Annotated in this window: 12 protein-coding genes; 1 reads left to right on the top strand and 11 read right to left on the bottom strand. The window is 39.1% G+C overall.

Annotated elements, in window-relative coordinates; all coding sequences use genetic code 11:
* Positions 1-298: 298 nt before the first annotated feature.
* A complete protein-coding gene (locus tag MKY14_RS30300) occupies positions 299-1,093 on the bottom strand; it encodes a MerR family transcriptional regulator (protein ID WP_076303164.1) in 795 nt (264 codons plus the stop codon).
* Positions 1,094-1,348: 255 nt separating this feature from the next.
* Here MKY14_RS30300 and MKY14_RS30295 point away from each other — a divergent pair, with 255 nt between their 5' ends.
* Complete coding sequence (locus tag MKY14_RS30295) at positions 1,349-2,023, top strand: DUF4097 family beta strand repeat-containing protein (protein ID WP_340978028.1); 675 nt, start codon at positions 1,349-1,351, stop codon at positions 2,021-2,023.
* A gap of 400 nt (positions 2,024-2,423) precedes the next feature.
* Here the strand turns inward: MKY14_RS30295 and MKY14_RS30290 are convergent, their stop codons facing one another.
* The 10 genes from MKY14_RS30290 to sigW form a co-directional block, all read right to left on the bottom strand.
* Positions 2,424-2,897: a hypothetical protein gene (locus tag MKY14_RS30290; protein ID WP_076282704.1), complete on the bottom strand. Its 474-nt coding sequence runs from the start codon at positions 2,895-2,897 to the stop codon at positions 2,424-2,426.
* A gap of 934 nt (positions 2,898-3,831) precedes the next feature.
* On the bottom strand, positions 3,832-3,957 hold the full coding sequence (locus MKY14_RS30910; protein WP_081383471.1) for a helix-turn-helix domain-containing protein: 126 nt from the start codon (positions 3,955-3,957) through the stop codon (positions 3,832-3,834).
* Between the two features lie 838 nt (positions 3,958-4,795).
* Complete coding sequence (locus MKY14_RS30285; protein WP_218642822.1) at positions 4,796-6,283, bottom strand: hypothetical protein; 1,488 nt, start codon at positions 6,281-6,283, stop codon at positions 4,796-4,798.
* Between the two features lie 249 nt (positions 6,284-6,532).
* A complete protein-coding gene (locus MKY14_RS30280; protein ID WP_076303161.1) occupies positions 6,533-7,228 on the bottom strand; it encodes a hypothetical protein in 696 nt (231 codons plus the stop codon).
* Positions 7,229-7,752: 524 nt separating this feature from the next.
* Positions 7,753-9,585, bottom strand: coding sequence for a glutamine--fructose-6-phosphate transaminase (isomerizing) (glmS, locus tag MKY14_RS30275; protein ID WP_076309009.1), 1,833 nt, complete (start codon positions 9,583-9,585; stop codon positions 7,753-7,755).
* Positions 9,586-10,225: 640 nt separating this feature from the next.
* Positions 10,226-11,566 (bottom strand): phosphoglucosamine mutase, encoded by a 1,341-nt coding sequence (gene glmM / locus MKY14_RS30270; RefSeq protein ID WP_076208470.1) that lies wholly within the window; start codon positions 11,564-11,566, stop codon positions 10,226-10,228.
* Between the two features lie 88 nt (positions 11,567-11,654).
* On the bottom strand, positions 11,655-13,115 hold the full coding sequence (locus MKY14_RS30265) for a CdaR family protein (RefSeq protein WP_081388384.1): 1,461 nt from the start codon (positions 13,113-13,115) through the stop codon (positions 11,655-11,657).
* Complete coding sequence (cdaA, locus tag MKY14_RS30260) at positions 13,108-13,938, bottom strand: diadenylate cyclase CdaA (protein WP_036681290.1); 831 nt, start codon at positions 13,936-13,938, stop codon at positions 13,108-13,110. Before cdaA ends, MKY14_RS30265 begins: the two co-directional genes overlap by 8 nt.
* Before the next feature lie 214 nt (positions 13,939-14,152).
* Positions 14,153-14,767, bottom strand: a complete 615-nt coding sequence (locus tag MKY14_RS30255; protein ID WP_036681404.1) for a zf-HC2 domain-containing protein — start codon at positions 14,765-14,767, stop codon at positions 14,153-14,155.
* A 121-nt stretch (positions 14,768-14,888) separates the two neighbouring features.
* Positions 14,889-15,455 carry an RNA polymerase sigma factor SigW gene (gene sigW, locus MKY14_RS30250; RefSeq protein ID WP_036681288.1) on the bottom strand — a complete coding sequence of 189 codons (567 nt, stop codon included), beginning with the start codon at positions 15,453-15,455 and terminating at the stop codon, positions 14,889-14,891.
* Positions 15,456-15,594: the final 139 nt, after the last annotated feature.

Raw genomic sequence — 15,594 nt, 5'->3', positions numbered from 1 at the left:
AAAATGGATTAACTGCAGTGGAATTTGTATTTATTCACATTAGAGAATTCATTAGAATACTTTTTTCACTTAATCATACTATTCCTAAGAGGCTTATAGCGTTAATCTGCCAGTTAGCTAAATAGATAACATTGAACTATAGTTAAATGTTATCTATTTAGCTAATCGGCGAAGTATAACGTTCTTGTCCTCAGCCTGGGGCAAGAAACGTGATTGCTTAATCAAAAAAAAAGCCGCTAAATTAGCGACTTTTAATCAAACGATTTTCTCTTCCTAAACCTTTTCCTTTGTATTTAATCTAACATGTGCGTTTCTTAATGAACAGTTGTATCTGATAATCCCACTGCAATATTCCAGTCACAGTAATGTTATGAAGAACAAAATCTGGACACACATCGTATTCCGTCTTTGCCCTTTCAAGTAAATTTTGTAATACAGCATTCTTATTCTCTTCGGTACAGTTTGCACACAGATAGTCCCCTTCTGGTAGCACAGTCAACCCCTCTAAAGACGGATATTTTAAGCAAACAGCAAATAACCGTGTTATTCCTTCAGTCGTGAACATTCCCGCCATATCTTCAAATAGAAATTGTGAATGCAGAGAAGTCTCAATTTGTTGATAGAAATGTCTGTGATAGTCCCATAAATTCTTAAGTGTGGGGCTTTCCATTTTATTCGAAAGCATAATTACCCTTTCCTCTATGTTTCTGACAAAGTAATTTTCACTTTGACTATAACCGTTGTGGAACTTATTTTCATAATGTAGATAGGCACGTTTAATTTTCGATTTTGCATACTGCAGACGAGCAATTTTATCGTCTGCTCTTTTTTCTGCCTGTTTTAGAAATTCAATTACTTTAGAGAGATCATTCTGCTGCAATATATCTTTAATATCCATTAAAGTAAGATCCATTGCTTTGAGCAGTTCAATGGTTTGCAGCTTTACGAGCTCCTGCTCGGAATAGTATCGATATCCCGACAATTCATCTTTATGGCATGGCTTGACTAATCCAATACGATCATAGTGCCGCAAGGTCTCACTGGTCATCTCTACGATTTCTGCTGCTTGCTTAATTGTAAAATAGTTGTTCATATCTACCCTCTTGACCTTTTTGTAACACAAAAGTTTATGATGATTAAAACATATGCGACTGATAAACGCAACGAAATACAAAAATGATCCGATCCAACTCTTGCAACATATTTGGGTAGACTTTTCAAGATCATTATGTTCAACTCTAATACTTTGTTGCATATCGCAATTTTTTTTGCAGAGCAGCTTAGGATTGGTATTCGTAGGACTGGCTATATTAAAAAGAAAAATGATTTAACAAAGGAGCATTTTATAATGAAAAGTACTGCAAAAAAATTACTAACTACTATAGGCATATTGGTGACACTATTGATAGCATTGGCAGGATGCTCCTCCCACTCCACTTCCATGGAGGAAAAAAATTACATCATCCCTGCCCAAAAGATTGATACCTTAACAATTGATGTAAAGGACAAAAAAGTAACTATCCTCCAATCTAAAGATGAACAAATTCATATTGTTTACTATGAAAGTGAGAAAGATTTTTACAAGATTGATCTATCTGACGATAAAGAACTGTCAATGGTAAGTGACAGTAATAAGGAATGGAACGACTATATCGGAGGAAAAGGTTCGCAAGTAACCAGAACTATTCAGGTATCGATACCTGATGCAACTTTAAAAAATTTGACTTTAAAAACATCAAATGAAAGTATTGTATTACCAACAATCGTGTTTTTAGGGACAGTGGAAGTAAACATAAATAACGGAAATATCCAACTGGACAAATTGAATGTAGGGACGGCTATAACCCTTGAAACAAAAAACGGAAATATTAGCGGTTCAATTCTAGGGTCATATGATGATTTCGCGATCTTAAGCAAGGTAAAGAAAGGAGATAGCAATTTGCCTGCCAATAAAGAGAATGGTTCAAAAAAATTATCTACTTATACAAATAACGGCGATATTACTTTACAATTTTCTGAGTAGCCAGTAGTTAAATATTAGCTCGTATGAAGTCAGATACAATATTAAAAGGGATAACCCCTGTTTCACTTTTGAAACTTCTGGTCCTACCTCTTCGACTATTCCATCGGCCTATGACCGATACAATATCCCTCCCTCTTGTAATGGAAAAGCACCTTGATAAAGTTGTTAATCCGACCGTAAATCGATTATCTTATGATGTACCCGAAGGCCAAATTTAAGCTTCATCGTGAATTCCATCAAAATAAGGTATAAGCCGCATTATAGCGGCTTGTACCTTCATGATTTTGTTTGACTGTTTTGAACCATCCTTTGGAACTGAATGTATCCGATGCAGATAAAAGGTACTACTATCGATATAATTAAAATAATACCGTATATTTAAACTATCCTGCCAGTTAGCTTAATGAAGCATCGTCAGTCTAATCGGGTTATCATCTGTTTCATTTAAGGTTTCATTTAAGATCAACGAATTGGGATACGATTTAAGAAATGTTGATTCATCTACTTTTAAAAAAAACTCGCCTTCAAAAATTAGTTGATTCGTATTAGGCCCGATTTGATCTAAATTTCTTGCTATCTCCGATTCCTTAAAGATACTTTGTTTATCTGCTCGCAAGAACATGCCATGAGGTGTATATAGTTGACTATAATACCCTTTTGCGATTTTTGATTCTACGGATTCTACGTTTTTTACTGATTCTACGGATTCTACGGATTTTACGTTATTTGTTGAAAAATTAGTGTTAACAGGATTTTCAACTGTCTTATTTACGGTTTCCATTTCTGGATAGGTGTCTGCTTTTGAATTTGATATTAATGCCACTCCTGAAATAATAGTCACTGCAAAGGCTATTAAATATATTTTTTTAAACATATTATCCCGCCCTTTCTATACCAATAAATTATTTCCTACTTTAAAATATTATATTCACTTAAATGTTGAACGAATGGATAAGGTCCGTAAAGGGAAATATTAAACTATAAAATGTATTATTTTCCTTATTTTATTATACTACCTTTTAAAGTGCATGTGAACATCAGTTTACTATAATATTAATTTCCTTACGCAATAATCTCCAATTCTCATCTATGTAATATTATGTTCTAATAAGTCTTTTAATGTGTAGTCTACATGGACACAGATCAATCCACTTACAAAGAGTAGCCGAAGTATGGTGAAATTATTGAAGAGCAGGTGCTTCGGTATCCTGTCCTTTGTTAAACTATTCTCCCTCTATGAGGAATCACTTTTCTCTTGAATGCTCGTATTATCTTAGGTTTCTGATTTTATTCGTTCAGTGCAGACGACTTCATGGTGGAATCAAGTTGAAATCGAAGAAAATGTTGGGACGAGGAAAAGCGCAAAAGAACATCTCCTTAACTACAGTCTGAAGAAAGTGGTTACCTAGGAAAAGTATGGTTGCACTTATGGATCTCCACATTCCTCATGGAGGTCAACCCTCCCAAGTCTCACAGTCCACGCCCCCACATTCCTTCATTCAACCTGTCCATGAGGTGGAGGTCAGATATGCTGCCCGACAGGATCTTCGTCCGTATGATAGTTTCGTTCCGACTCATCCGTGCTTTCAGTTGTCTGTATCTCACTGTTTTGGTTCGAACGCTAATGAACTACTATTTCGTTATGCTGCCGTACTTAAAACATTGAATTGAGGGATATCCTCCCGTTAGTTTAATAAAAAGAACGCTCCCGCGCCTTCGCTTGGGCTGCGTCCTCCTCATTATATTCCATTTCCAATTACCTATTAAAGAACGTACGCGGGTAGCACACCATCAACATATTAACAAAATTAAATATCCTCGTCGAATAACCAGTTTAAATCAACATTAATTTCTTTCCTTAATTCTTTTAGAGTTTCGGCAGAGGGTTTAGTCTTTCCCTGCTCAATTTCACTAAGTCGGCCTTGTGAGATCATCTTCCCCCATATAAAAAAAAGATAAAGCCGCCCTGTATTTTCAGGACGGCTCTAGATGTCAGTGTTGCTGTTCCACACTCATTTTTTTCTTAAGCTTTTCAAAACACAACTTTATTGCAATTTTGTTACTCAAAACAATACTTTAATGTTCAGAACGACACATTAATGTAATTAGTCAATGTTCAGTGACATTATAGTTGGTGTCTGAAAAAACCAGTAAAATTAAGTGATTTTCTTATTTTACCTCTAATTAATTTCACAATATAGTTGGTGTCTAAGAAAAACACATAAAATACTTGATGACATTAAAGTTTGTGTCTGATTTTTACATTAGAGTTGGTTCCTAATACTTATTTGCAACTACCAATTTTACTTTTCCGTGGTTGCATAATGTTTTGAAATATTGCAAACTCTTGTTGGCAGTAGGTGTTTCCTTTTTACATCATAAGATACTTTCTCTTAATAAATATCCATGTATAGAACCTCGTTCAATCATGAAATCAAGAATCGGAATAATCTTGTTTTTCAATCTTATTTCTTCTTTAATTTTTTGTCTATTAATGAAAATATATTTTCTCAAAAACATTTCCAAATAGTATAAGGTATTTGATTCTAAATCATCAAGGTTTAAAAACTTGTTATTCGATACAATTGTATGAAGCCACTCAATACCTTCATCTTTAAAATTGCTTCCGATTGAATTCGAAATTTTGACAATAGAATACAATACAGATGGAATATTTCCAATTTCTTTAGAAGCGCTAGTATAGAGAGTCAAATTTTCCTTCTTTAAGCTATGCCACTCTTCAATTCCTTCACGCCACCAACGCCATGCGAATTAGTAATTTATTATGATTTCTGTTAAATGATAGCCACGTGGATTTGAACATAGTTCTTTTATTTTAGGATACAGGTTATCCCAAATATGCCAAAATTGTTCATGACGGTTTAGGTTATCTTCCGCCAATACTAATTCTTCAATAATTGAAGCCGTTTCTTCTGTTGAAGAAAACGAATCAACAAATGGTTTTAGAAACACATCAATTTCACTTTTTTCTCTTTGTAAAATGAAATAAGCAAATTTTTTGAAAATATGATTGCGTAACAAGTATATGTTAGAGTTGTCCCCCGAATCATCTTTGTAACTTCTTCTGTCTTTTAATAACTGTGAAGCTAATGAAGGCAACGATTTCGTATAAATGTCTAAGTGTATTTTATCTTTCGTCTCCGAAGGAATTAATTGAAGAACTATTTCCAAGTCATGAATATCAAGTGAGGCAATATCATTTATATCAAATGATATATTTTCAAAAGTGAAATCGTCATCTATCTTGCCTAACCTTTCAAAAATTGAACTTTTAGAAATTTGTCCCCAACCTTTTTCTTTCCTTATTTCAGCAATGATATTTTTATAAATAGGTTTGAATTTTATATAACCAAACAAAATTGATTGTGCAACTTTTGAATCCCGTTCCCATAAATTTGATTTGTGAATTGATTCAATAACGTAGTCACATATTCTCTTGTAATGCCCAATTGGTGTTTCATCTAAAAGTGCCAAAACCATTATCGAAACATAATCTTCTGTTTCTTCTGGATTTTCAATTACTAATGCTGGAATTGCATGGACAGCTGCTTCAACTCCGTCACTTATTTGATAACCGTAATCATCTGCAAAAAGATTAGATATTGTTGCAAGAACTATTTCTTTGCAAAAAGCCTTATCTTCTTTTGATAGTTTGTCACTGTGCTCACGTAATAATTTAGAACACGAAAACGCAGGTATGGAATATTCAAACATACCCATTCCGTCTCGTCCCTCTTTCAATTCTTCAACAAGTTGTTTTGTCTCGGATAATGCTAAAAGAGGATTGTTGTCATATTCCTCTTGTTTTGTGGTTTTAGTTTGATTTCTTGCACCAGCCAAAAAATCTGCCCACACTCTTAGCGAAGAATATTTAAAAACATCTTGGTATTGATTTAAGGCTTCTTCACTTTCCTTTTTAAGTTCATCAGAAAGCTCTATGGGACTAAATTCTATTTGTAAATGGTCGTCGTCATGTTGTGATACTTTTGGTTCTAAATTTCGTCTGTCCATTCTTGCCATCAAAATTCCGTAAGATTTACTTGCTAAGGTGTTTGATTTGTGTTGGTCAATTATCCCATACAATTTTTTGATGAATTCAGTATTTTGTTCCTCTGTAAAACCTTTTACGCCAAAAAGCTGATAATTTAAAAACAGTGATTCTAAATTTGAGTTTCTATGTTTATCCTCGCAAGTTTTCAATCTTTCATCTGTGTATAAAATATCTTTAATTTTATCCATTCCATATCCTATTGAATATAGCGATTTTGCTTGAAATTCATTTGTGCACCTGAAAGTGTCCAAATGAAAGAATTCTATTGTTTTGAATAAAATTAAAGCGACATCATAAAACTTATCAGGATTTGCAAGCACAACGCTACATACTAGCGTGGGTTATTGCAGATATTAATCCCCAAACTTTACTATCAGTTGCACGTGTTTCACGCATATTTTGTTTCCTGGTTACTATCAAAATAAAACATGAACTGCTTATTTTTTGCGTGATAATACATCTATTGTTTTTTCAACTTCTTTCACGCCTTCTTCATCCATACAACATTTTAAGACTATCGTTCCATCATTATTCCAACGTAAAGGTATTACATCGGTATCTATATTTACCTCGCCGTCCATATCATAGGAATTATATATTTCTTTAAGTGGAATTTTTGTCGGTTGGGAAAAGTCGAAAAAGAATGTACTTGAAGGGCAAGCCCAATAGCATCCATCAACTGCCAGAATATTATTTTGAGCACAGTATAAAACACTCGTCCAAATAAATGTTTCTTTATGTTCCTTAAAACTCTCGGCTGGGATGAAATGATGTGTACTTAAATCAGACAAATCTAAAACACTATAGCCATATAGCTCAGTCGAAAACAACAGATAATTCTTACCGTTGGAATGTTCAACCATTGAAAAAAAATCAACATGGTAGTCTATATTCTTTAACTCTGTTATTATATTTCCCCTTAGGTCCAACACGTCAGTTTTTGAAGCTCTTACATTGTATTCTGATACTTGGTGGCTATCATCATAGTAATAATATGTCTTAAGTATATGCTTCCCATCCGGCAACAGTCTTTCATTGATATCTTTGGACATAAACTTTTTATTAAAAATATATTCGAACTTTTTCTTATGCTCCTGATATTCATTTGTATAAGCAACATTAATTTCTGACATAATTTTCAACTCCAAATTTATTGTGTGTATTTATGTTCAGCGTATTTCAAAGAACTAATAATTATACGAACAGTTAGACCCCTAATTAATTTTCACAGGTATTCCGAGGTTCCCCGCATAACGTATTATTTACGAATTTCGTGAATATTCTACAATTAAATTATTCGCGAAGTGATTGAACTATCCTGCCCGTTAGCTTAATGAAGTGTCGTCAGTCCAATACTTTATTTTCTCAGTCTACAACTTTGTTTGCTGCTTCAACATAGAACTTTATTTTCATTTGACGGTTTATACATAAGTGAATTTTGAAATAGGATAAAGTTTCATTAATTAACCTATCATAAAAAAGCCCGATGATGTAAGACATCATCGGGACTTTTTTATGATATTTAATGGGCCTATTCAACTTCTAAGACCAACTATTTTGTAAAGGTACTGACATTATTGTCTGAACACTTTCATTAATGTCTGTTCACCAACTTTAATGTCACCAGACAAACAACTGTACTTTTACATCACCAAACCTACTCCACAGTAACACTCTTCGCCAAGTTACGTGGTTTATCCACATCATGACCCAGCGCAAGAGAAGCATAATAGGACAATAATTGCAGAGGCACTACGGACAAAGCTGCTGTCAGCATTGGAAGTGTTTTAGGAATCACGAACACTTGATCAACTGATCTAAGCAGGTCAGTTAAATGCTCTTGGTGCGTGATTGCCAGCACATCTGCGCCCCGAGCTTTCACTTCTTTGATGTTGCTGACGGTCTTCTCAAGTACAGCTTCCTGAGTTGCCAGGGCAATAACTGGAACGCCTTCTTCGATCAGAGCCAATGTACCGTGTTTCAATTCACCTGCAGCATAAGCTTCGGAGTGAATATAAGAAATTTCTTTCAGCTTCAAGGATCCTTCTTGAGCAACAGCGTAGTCTACGCCACGGCCGATGAAGAACAAGTTTTTGTGCTCAGAAATTTGTTCAGCATAACCTTTGATCGCTTCTTTTTGAGCTAGGATCTCTTCTACTTGCTCTGGTAGAGATTGCATAGCTGCAAGAATCTTAGTAACTTGTGCTTCGGTTTGTGTACCACGAACTTCAGCCAAGTAAAGAGCAAACAATCCAAATGCGATCAATTGTGAAGTGTAAGCTTTGGTCGAAGCTACTGCAATTTCTGGACCTGCCAAGGTTACAAACACATCATTTGCTTCGCGAGCGATAGAACTGCCCACAACGTTAGTGATCGCCAATACATGTGCCCCGTTAGCTTGTGCTTCACGCAGAGCTGCCAAAGTATCTGCAGTCTCACCGGATTGGCTGACTACGATAACCAAAGTTTCTGGAGTCACGATTGGTGAACGGTAACGATATTCCGAAGCGATATCATTCTCAACCGGAATACGAACCAAAGATTCGATCATAGTACGTCCTACCACACCAGCGTTGTATGCCGTTCCGCAAGCAACGACTTGAATGTTACGAATGTTCTTGATTTGTTCTTCAGTCATGTTCAGTTCAGGCAATACAACCTTGTTACCTTCGGCATTGATACGACCACGCATGGTGTCGCGGTAAGCCTTAGGTTGCTCGTGTATTTCTTTCAGCATGAAATGCTCGTAGCCGCCTTTTTCTGCGGTAACTGCATCCCAATCGACAGTAATCATTTCCCGAGAAATAAAATTGCCTTCAATCGTCATCAATTCGACAGCATCTCTTGTCAGCACAGCCATTTCGCCGTCGTTCAAAATATATACGTTACGGGTATATTCAAGCAGTGCCGGAATATCTGACCCGATAAAGTTTTCTCCTTCGCCAAGACCGATAATGAGCGGGCTAGCTTGACGCACAGCCACCAGTTTATCTGGTTCATATTCAGTCAGGACGCCTAATGCAAACGCACCGCGCATGAACGTAATCGCTTTTTGTACAGCCTTCACGATATCTCCGTCATATTCGCGAGCAATCAGATGTGAAATAACTTCTGTATCGGTTTCAGAGACAAAGTGGCATCCGCCAGCGATCAGCTCTTCTTTCAGATCCAGATAGTTTTCGACAATACCGTTGTGAACTACCGAGAACTTCATGCTGTTATCCGTATGTGGATGTGAATTCTCATCGGATGGTTTACCGTGAGTCGCCCAGCGTGTGTGTCCGATACCTGCGCTACCTGCCAGCGGGCTGTCTTCGAGCTTCGACTGCAGATTCGCCAAACGGCCTTGAGCTTTCACTACTTGCAGTCCTTCTTGGGTGAATACAGCAATACCAGCGGAATCATATCCACGATATTCCAATTTCTTCAAACCCTCAACCAAGATCCCCTGCGAATTCTGATTACCAATATATCCTACAATACCACACATTATAATTTCCCCCGTCCGAGTTATCGTAATGTGGCGGCATAAGGAAAGAAACGTGCCGTGCGGCATGTTTTTGAGAAAAAGCAAATATTCTGTTGTATTTTAGGATCAACAAAATAAACTGTCACTTACATTCTAATGTTCATGAAATGCACAGCCTTCTCCTCTGCCGTGGCAGAAATAACGTGTTTCCTTCTGATGCGCGCACACATGAATAATATAATTTGTTGCACCCATGAAAACGTTGTGTGAAAGGTCGCCCTTTCATTTTCCGTATCCATTTACGGCTCTGGTGCATCACCGGGAGGTCCCCGCCGAACATTTCGAACACCTCCACCTCGTCAGCTTACGTCTGCCGTGATCCGTTCAAGCCATAGCCTACATAACAAGTAAGCAGCTTTCCCTTCTCCCCCGCGCTAGACCAAGCTCTGGCGCTTGCTATTGCTAACCTCACAATCCCCGCTTTCCTTCTAGAATGACACTTAATCTATTATATGCACCTTGTTGTACTTTGGCAATGGCGCATCAACCTAAATTTTACAAAAGCAGTTCAAACGATCCAATCCTAAAATAAAATAACACTGGTGCAACGAGTCCGAATCGCTCTCGCTCACTGCACCAGCCTTATAGTTAAGGTAATGGATTATACCAATTCGCGTTGAACTACTTCCACAATTTGATTCACATAAAGATCTAAATCTGCCTTATCCGGTCCCTCTGCCATAACGCGGATTAGAGATTCCGTACCTGACGGACGTACAAGCACACGGCCATTGTCACCTAGCTTACCTTCAACTTCAGCGATAGCCGCTTCTATAGCCGGGTTATTAGGGTAATTAGTCTTATCCTGTACACGAACATTAACCAGCACCTGCGGGTATTTAGTCATCATACTCTTAACTTCGCTAAGCTGTTTGCCTGTAGCCTTAAGCGTATCTACCAGCTGAATAGCTGTAAGAATACCATCACCAGTTGTATTGTAATCCAGGAAAATAACATGTCCAGACTGTTCTCCGCCTAGATTAAAGCCCCCACGACGCATTTCTTCCATAACATAACGATCCCCTACAGCTGTCTTAGCAGTATTCAGGGATAATTTCTCGGTAGCTTTATAGAATCCGATGTTACTCATAACAGTTGATACAATCGTGCTATCCTTCAGCTTACCTGCACGGTTCATGGCATCACCACAAATACAAAGGATAAAGTCGCCATCGACTTCATCACCGTTATTATCAATAGCGATCAGGCGGTCAGCATCTCCGTCAAAAGCAAGTCCCAAATCGGCTCCATGACGCAAGACTTCTTCACGCAAAGTCTCTGGATGTGTCGAACCAAATCCATCATTAATATTCAATCCATCTGGCTCAGCCCCGATAGAAATAACCTCAGCGCCAAGCTCTCTGAACAGTCTTGGAGCAAGCTCATACGCTGCGCCATGCGCACAGTCCAGTACAACCTTGATTCCCTTAAAGTCCTGAGAAATGGTAGTTTTCAAATACTCCAGATAAAGATACTTAGCATCATTATCTACGGTAACCATACCTAAACCCGAACCGATAGGACGTGGCAATTCATCTACCTCAGCATCCATAAGCTCTTCAATGCGCAGTTCAGTTTCATCTGTAAGCTTGAAGCCATCCCCACCAAAGAACTTAATGCCGTTATCCTCTACAGGATTGTGAGAAGCTGAAATCATGACGCCTGCGTCTGCTTTTAACAATCTCGTAATATAAGCAACAGCAGGGGTACTCACTACGCCTATACGGATTACATCGGCTCCAATAGACAATAAGCCCGCTATCAGCGCGGATTCCAATAAAGGACCGGAAATACGTGTATCCATTCCGATAACAACCTTCGGTTTATCCAAGTTACCCGCTAGTACATATCCTCCACAACGGCCAATACTATAAGCCATTTCTGCAGTCAATTCACGGTTTGCTACTCCCCGCACACCGTCAGTTCCAAAATACTTCCCCATTATTTTTCTCCTTTGAATACGCTACGTTAGCTTAATGTACTATCATATGAATTGCATACTATTTTGGTGTACCTCTGGGCTCAAAAGATTACGTCCCGCCTGTACCTACAGGATTCTCGGAATTCGTACTTGTGTTAGCTGTGCCGTTATTCTCCGGATTGCTATCCGTCGGGACAGGCGTTGGTGTTGCTCCACCAGCCTCTCCACTATGCGTGGGCTTCTCCGTAGGTTCCACATCGCCTATAACAGGTTCAGAACTCGGCTCAGGAGTAGTCACACCCCCCGTATCTGGATGAGGCGTAGGGACTGGTGCTGCAGGCGATAGCAGCTGCACGGTCACAGTAAGTGGCACCCCTGCATTGGCTAGTGCGATGAACTTGGGTAATGATACCCGCAAAGAAACCTCGTGAGTTCCAGCTGAAAGTCCGCTAACATCAGCCACAACCCCTATATTTTTCTTATCTAGTTGATCAAGTAAAGCAGGTGCACCCTTTAAGGTAAGCGCAATTTCCTTGCTTGAAGGATCAACAATACTTCCTTCCAAATCATCCCCCACGCCTTGGAGCTTGATGGGTACCGCCTCAATGGTCCGCTCAGCAATTTCTGAGATGGTTAATGAAACATTCACAGCTTCTGGCATAACTTTCTCCGTTCCAGCCGGTGCCTTCAGATCCACCTTTACTTGTTTCGTCCCCGCAGAATCTATTGCACTAAGGTCGACTGTAGCTTCATAAGCAGATAAAGCTTTTAAAGCCTCTGCTTGTCCATACACTACGACCGTTTCTTGCTCAGGGGTCACTTTGGATAATACGAGTGAATCTGGAAGTTGCCCAGTAAAGCCAATCTCCAGCGGCACACTCTTAAAAGGTAAAGTAATCGGCAATTCCACAGATACAGTAGAAGGCTCAATTACAGCATTTTTAATTTCATTTCCATTATTATCATAAGCGTGTAGCTTCAGCTTTTTTTCTACAAAGGTTTCGTTCTCACCGTTAAGCTCAATAGTCCCTTGTATCTTGGCTACCTTGCTTAGTTCATTATCCGCAAGTGTCACTTTTACAGTATCTGTAGGCTGCAAGACAGGCGTGCCTATTTGATAGCCCGCTGCAGGTTTTCCCTTTGTAACCAATGTTATGGGAAAAGACTTCGTGTTTCGCGGTTCTACATGTACAGTAACCTCTTTAGGATTCATTCTTACCAGAGATACACCTTTGGGTAATTTATAGTAAAGTGGCAACGTGGTATCCCCAGGTTCAACCTTACTCAGATCAAGCATCACTTTATAGTCATCCGAGAACTGAAAGGAGATATCGGAATTTTTACCCGCTACCTCCAGACTGACACTATCGACAGCCAAGGGTTCAAGGACATATTTGTCCTCGTCAAGGCCGGTCACTTCAATCTTCACATTCTCAATAGTTTTTGTTTTAATATCCACTGTTGTCTGTCCAGAAGGCGCAGTATCGACATGAACCATCGTAAACAAAATGATCCCAAACACAAGGGCCAGAATCTTATTGAAATTGTTATTATTCATCCACTTATCCATGATTCTTGTCCCCCTTCCGTTTCCAGAAAGTTGAACCCTTCTCCTTCAGCGATGAACTTACACTAAGCTCTTGATGGAGCTTCGATATCATGGATTCTTCCTTAATGTCTCTAACGATCTGGCCATTGATGGCAAGGGAAATCTGCCCTGTCTCCTCCGAGACAATGACAGACACCGAGTCTGCAACCTCACTTATTCCTATAGCAGCCCGATGCCGGGTTCCCAGTTCTTTGCTGATAAAAGGATTCTCGGACAAAGGCAAGTAACAAGCAGCCGCAGCAATCTGATTTCCCTGCATAATAAGGGCTCCGTCATGCAAAGGTGTATTGGGAATGAAGATGTTAATAAGCAATTCGGAGCTGACCAGGGAACGCATGGGTATACCTGACTCTGTATATTCGTTTAGCCCCGTCTCCCGCTCAAAAACGATTAACGCCCCTATTTTTCTGCGAGATAAATAATTCACGGCTTTAATCACTTCGCCGATTAACTTACTGATCTCTTCGTCACTTTCTCCAGCTCGTCCGAAAAATCTGCCCCGTCCAAGCTGCTCCAGTCCCCTTCGTAGTTCCGGCTGAAAAATGATAAAGACAGCTAGGACCCCGAAAGTAAACATTTGATTCATTAGCCATTTAAGTGTATACAAGTCCAAGATTGTGCTTACCGCCCAAATCAAGACCAGAACCAGTATCCCTTTTAAAAGCTGAATCGCCCGCGTCCCGCGTACCATATTAAGCACTTTATAAATAATGTAACTGACGATTAGGATATCAATTATATCTTTAATGGAATCTTTCCATGTTAGCTCAGTAAAATAACTCATTGCCTAAAACCCCCGTCATTTCAAATTAGCTGGGTTTATGTAAAATGTCTGTTAGCTCTGTATCATATCTAGGTTATAACGTTCGGGCTTCAGTTGCAAGTTTAGTCCCTCAATCCTTTCCGAAACCACCCAATTTAAGGAAACAAAAAAGCGCCATCTTTCCGGAAAAAGAGGCGCTAATTAATATTCCTGCTCAAGGTAACCACTGCCCGCATTAACGGTAGGCAACTTCAGAGAACATGTTCGTCACTTTATACCAGAACCAGCTTACTGCCTGGTCTATGCTTTTGACTTGCCCAGAAATATGAGCTGTTGAAGCCTGATATAGAGATCCGTCAATGACTGTCACGTTGCCGTTCACTTCTCCATATACCTGTGCTTTACCGTTCTCTATGGTAAGGTCCCCGGTAATTATTTTGCCGGAAGGTACAATTACAGTATCCCCTTTGATGACCACTTGATCCAAATCAACACCTCTAACTACAAGTTGTCTGTCTGGACTCCAAAAAGTTACGGTGCTCATCAGCATAACGACAAGGAATAGAGATGCCGCTGTAAGTGCAGGGTGCCTCTTGATCCAGGTAATAAAGGCTTTTTCTTTCTTAGTCTTTGGCAATGAACTCATTATCCGGCTCACAAGATCATCTGAAGCTACAGGATTCTGATGCATTAGGGAGAACATCAACATATCTGTCTGTTCCAATTCTTTAAACTTTGCACGGCAATCTGGACAGGATAGAAGATGCTCCTTCAATTCCCTCTGCTGCTGTTCGGGCAAGTCGTCATCCAAGTAGTCATGCATCATAGAGACGGCCAGTTTGCATTCCATAGGAGCCAATCCTTTCATGAGTGCTATTTAATTATCCTAAGACAAAGGGTCAGGACACATAAGACTTGCTTAACTTACATACGTCGCTCTCGAAAAGATGTTTCATAAATAAAATCTATTTTTACATTTTTGGGCCTAATTTTTTACGCAAAAATTCACGGCCTCGGTGTACACGCGTCTTAATCGTGGTCACGGGCATATCCAGGACATCACTAATCTCCTGAAGGGACAGATCCTGCAGGTATCTCAGAATCATCACCGACCTGTATTTCACAGGCAAACTGTCAATCGCTTCATAGATTAGCCCCTGCGTCTCAGAGAGCAATAGTTCGGTCTCAGGTGTCACATTGTCGCTCGGAATCAACGAATAGCCATCAAGGCCCTCCTGATCGTTCATTTCAGCATCCAGCGAATAGGTTGGTTTTCGTTTACGCAATCTATCAATACAGAGGTTCGTTCCAATCCGGTAAATCCATGTGGAGAACTTCTGTTTATCATCATAACGATCCAAATTCCTATACACACGCAAAAAGGTCTCCTGAACAATATCCTCCGCCTCATGGCGATTGTTCAACATCCTGTAAGCTAAATGATATATTTTGTCTTTATATAGTTCCACAAGCTCGGCAAATGCCCTTTGGTCGCCCTTCAAGGCGAGCTTTGTCAATCTGCCTTCCAAATTCTCCACCTGTTAACTCCCCCAGACTTGCCGCCCTTGGTATTTCTTCGCAAATATCCACGGTACAAGCAATTAAATCGTAATTCAAGTTTGTGTAAAAATCAAGGATTGTATTGTAACCTTCTATGTAAACTGAGTTAAAAACTGG

It is taken from the genome of Paenibacillus sp. FSL R5-0887 (genome assembly GCF_038002305.1).
GTDB classification, from domain to species: Bacteria; Bacillota; Bacilli; order Paenibacillales; family Paenibacillaceae; genus Paenibacillus_AQ; species Paenibacillus_AQ odorifer.
Note: the sequence above shows the minus strand (reverse complement) of the source record. Positions and strands in the feature narration are given on the sequence as shown.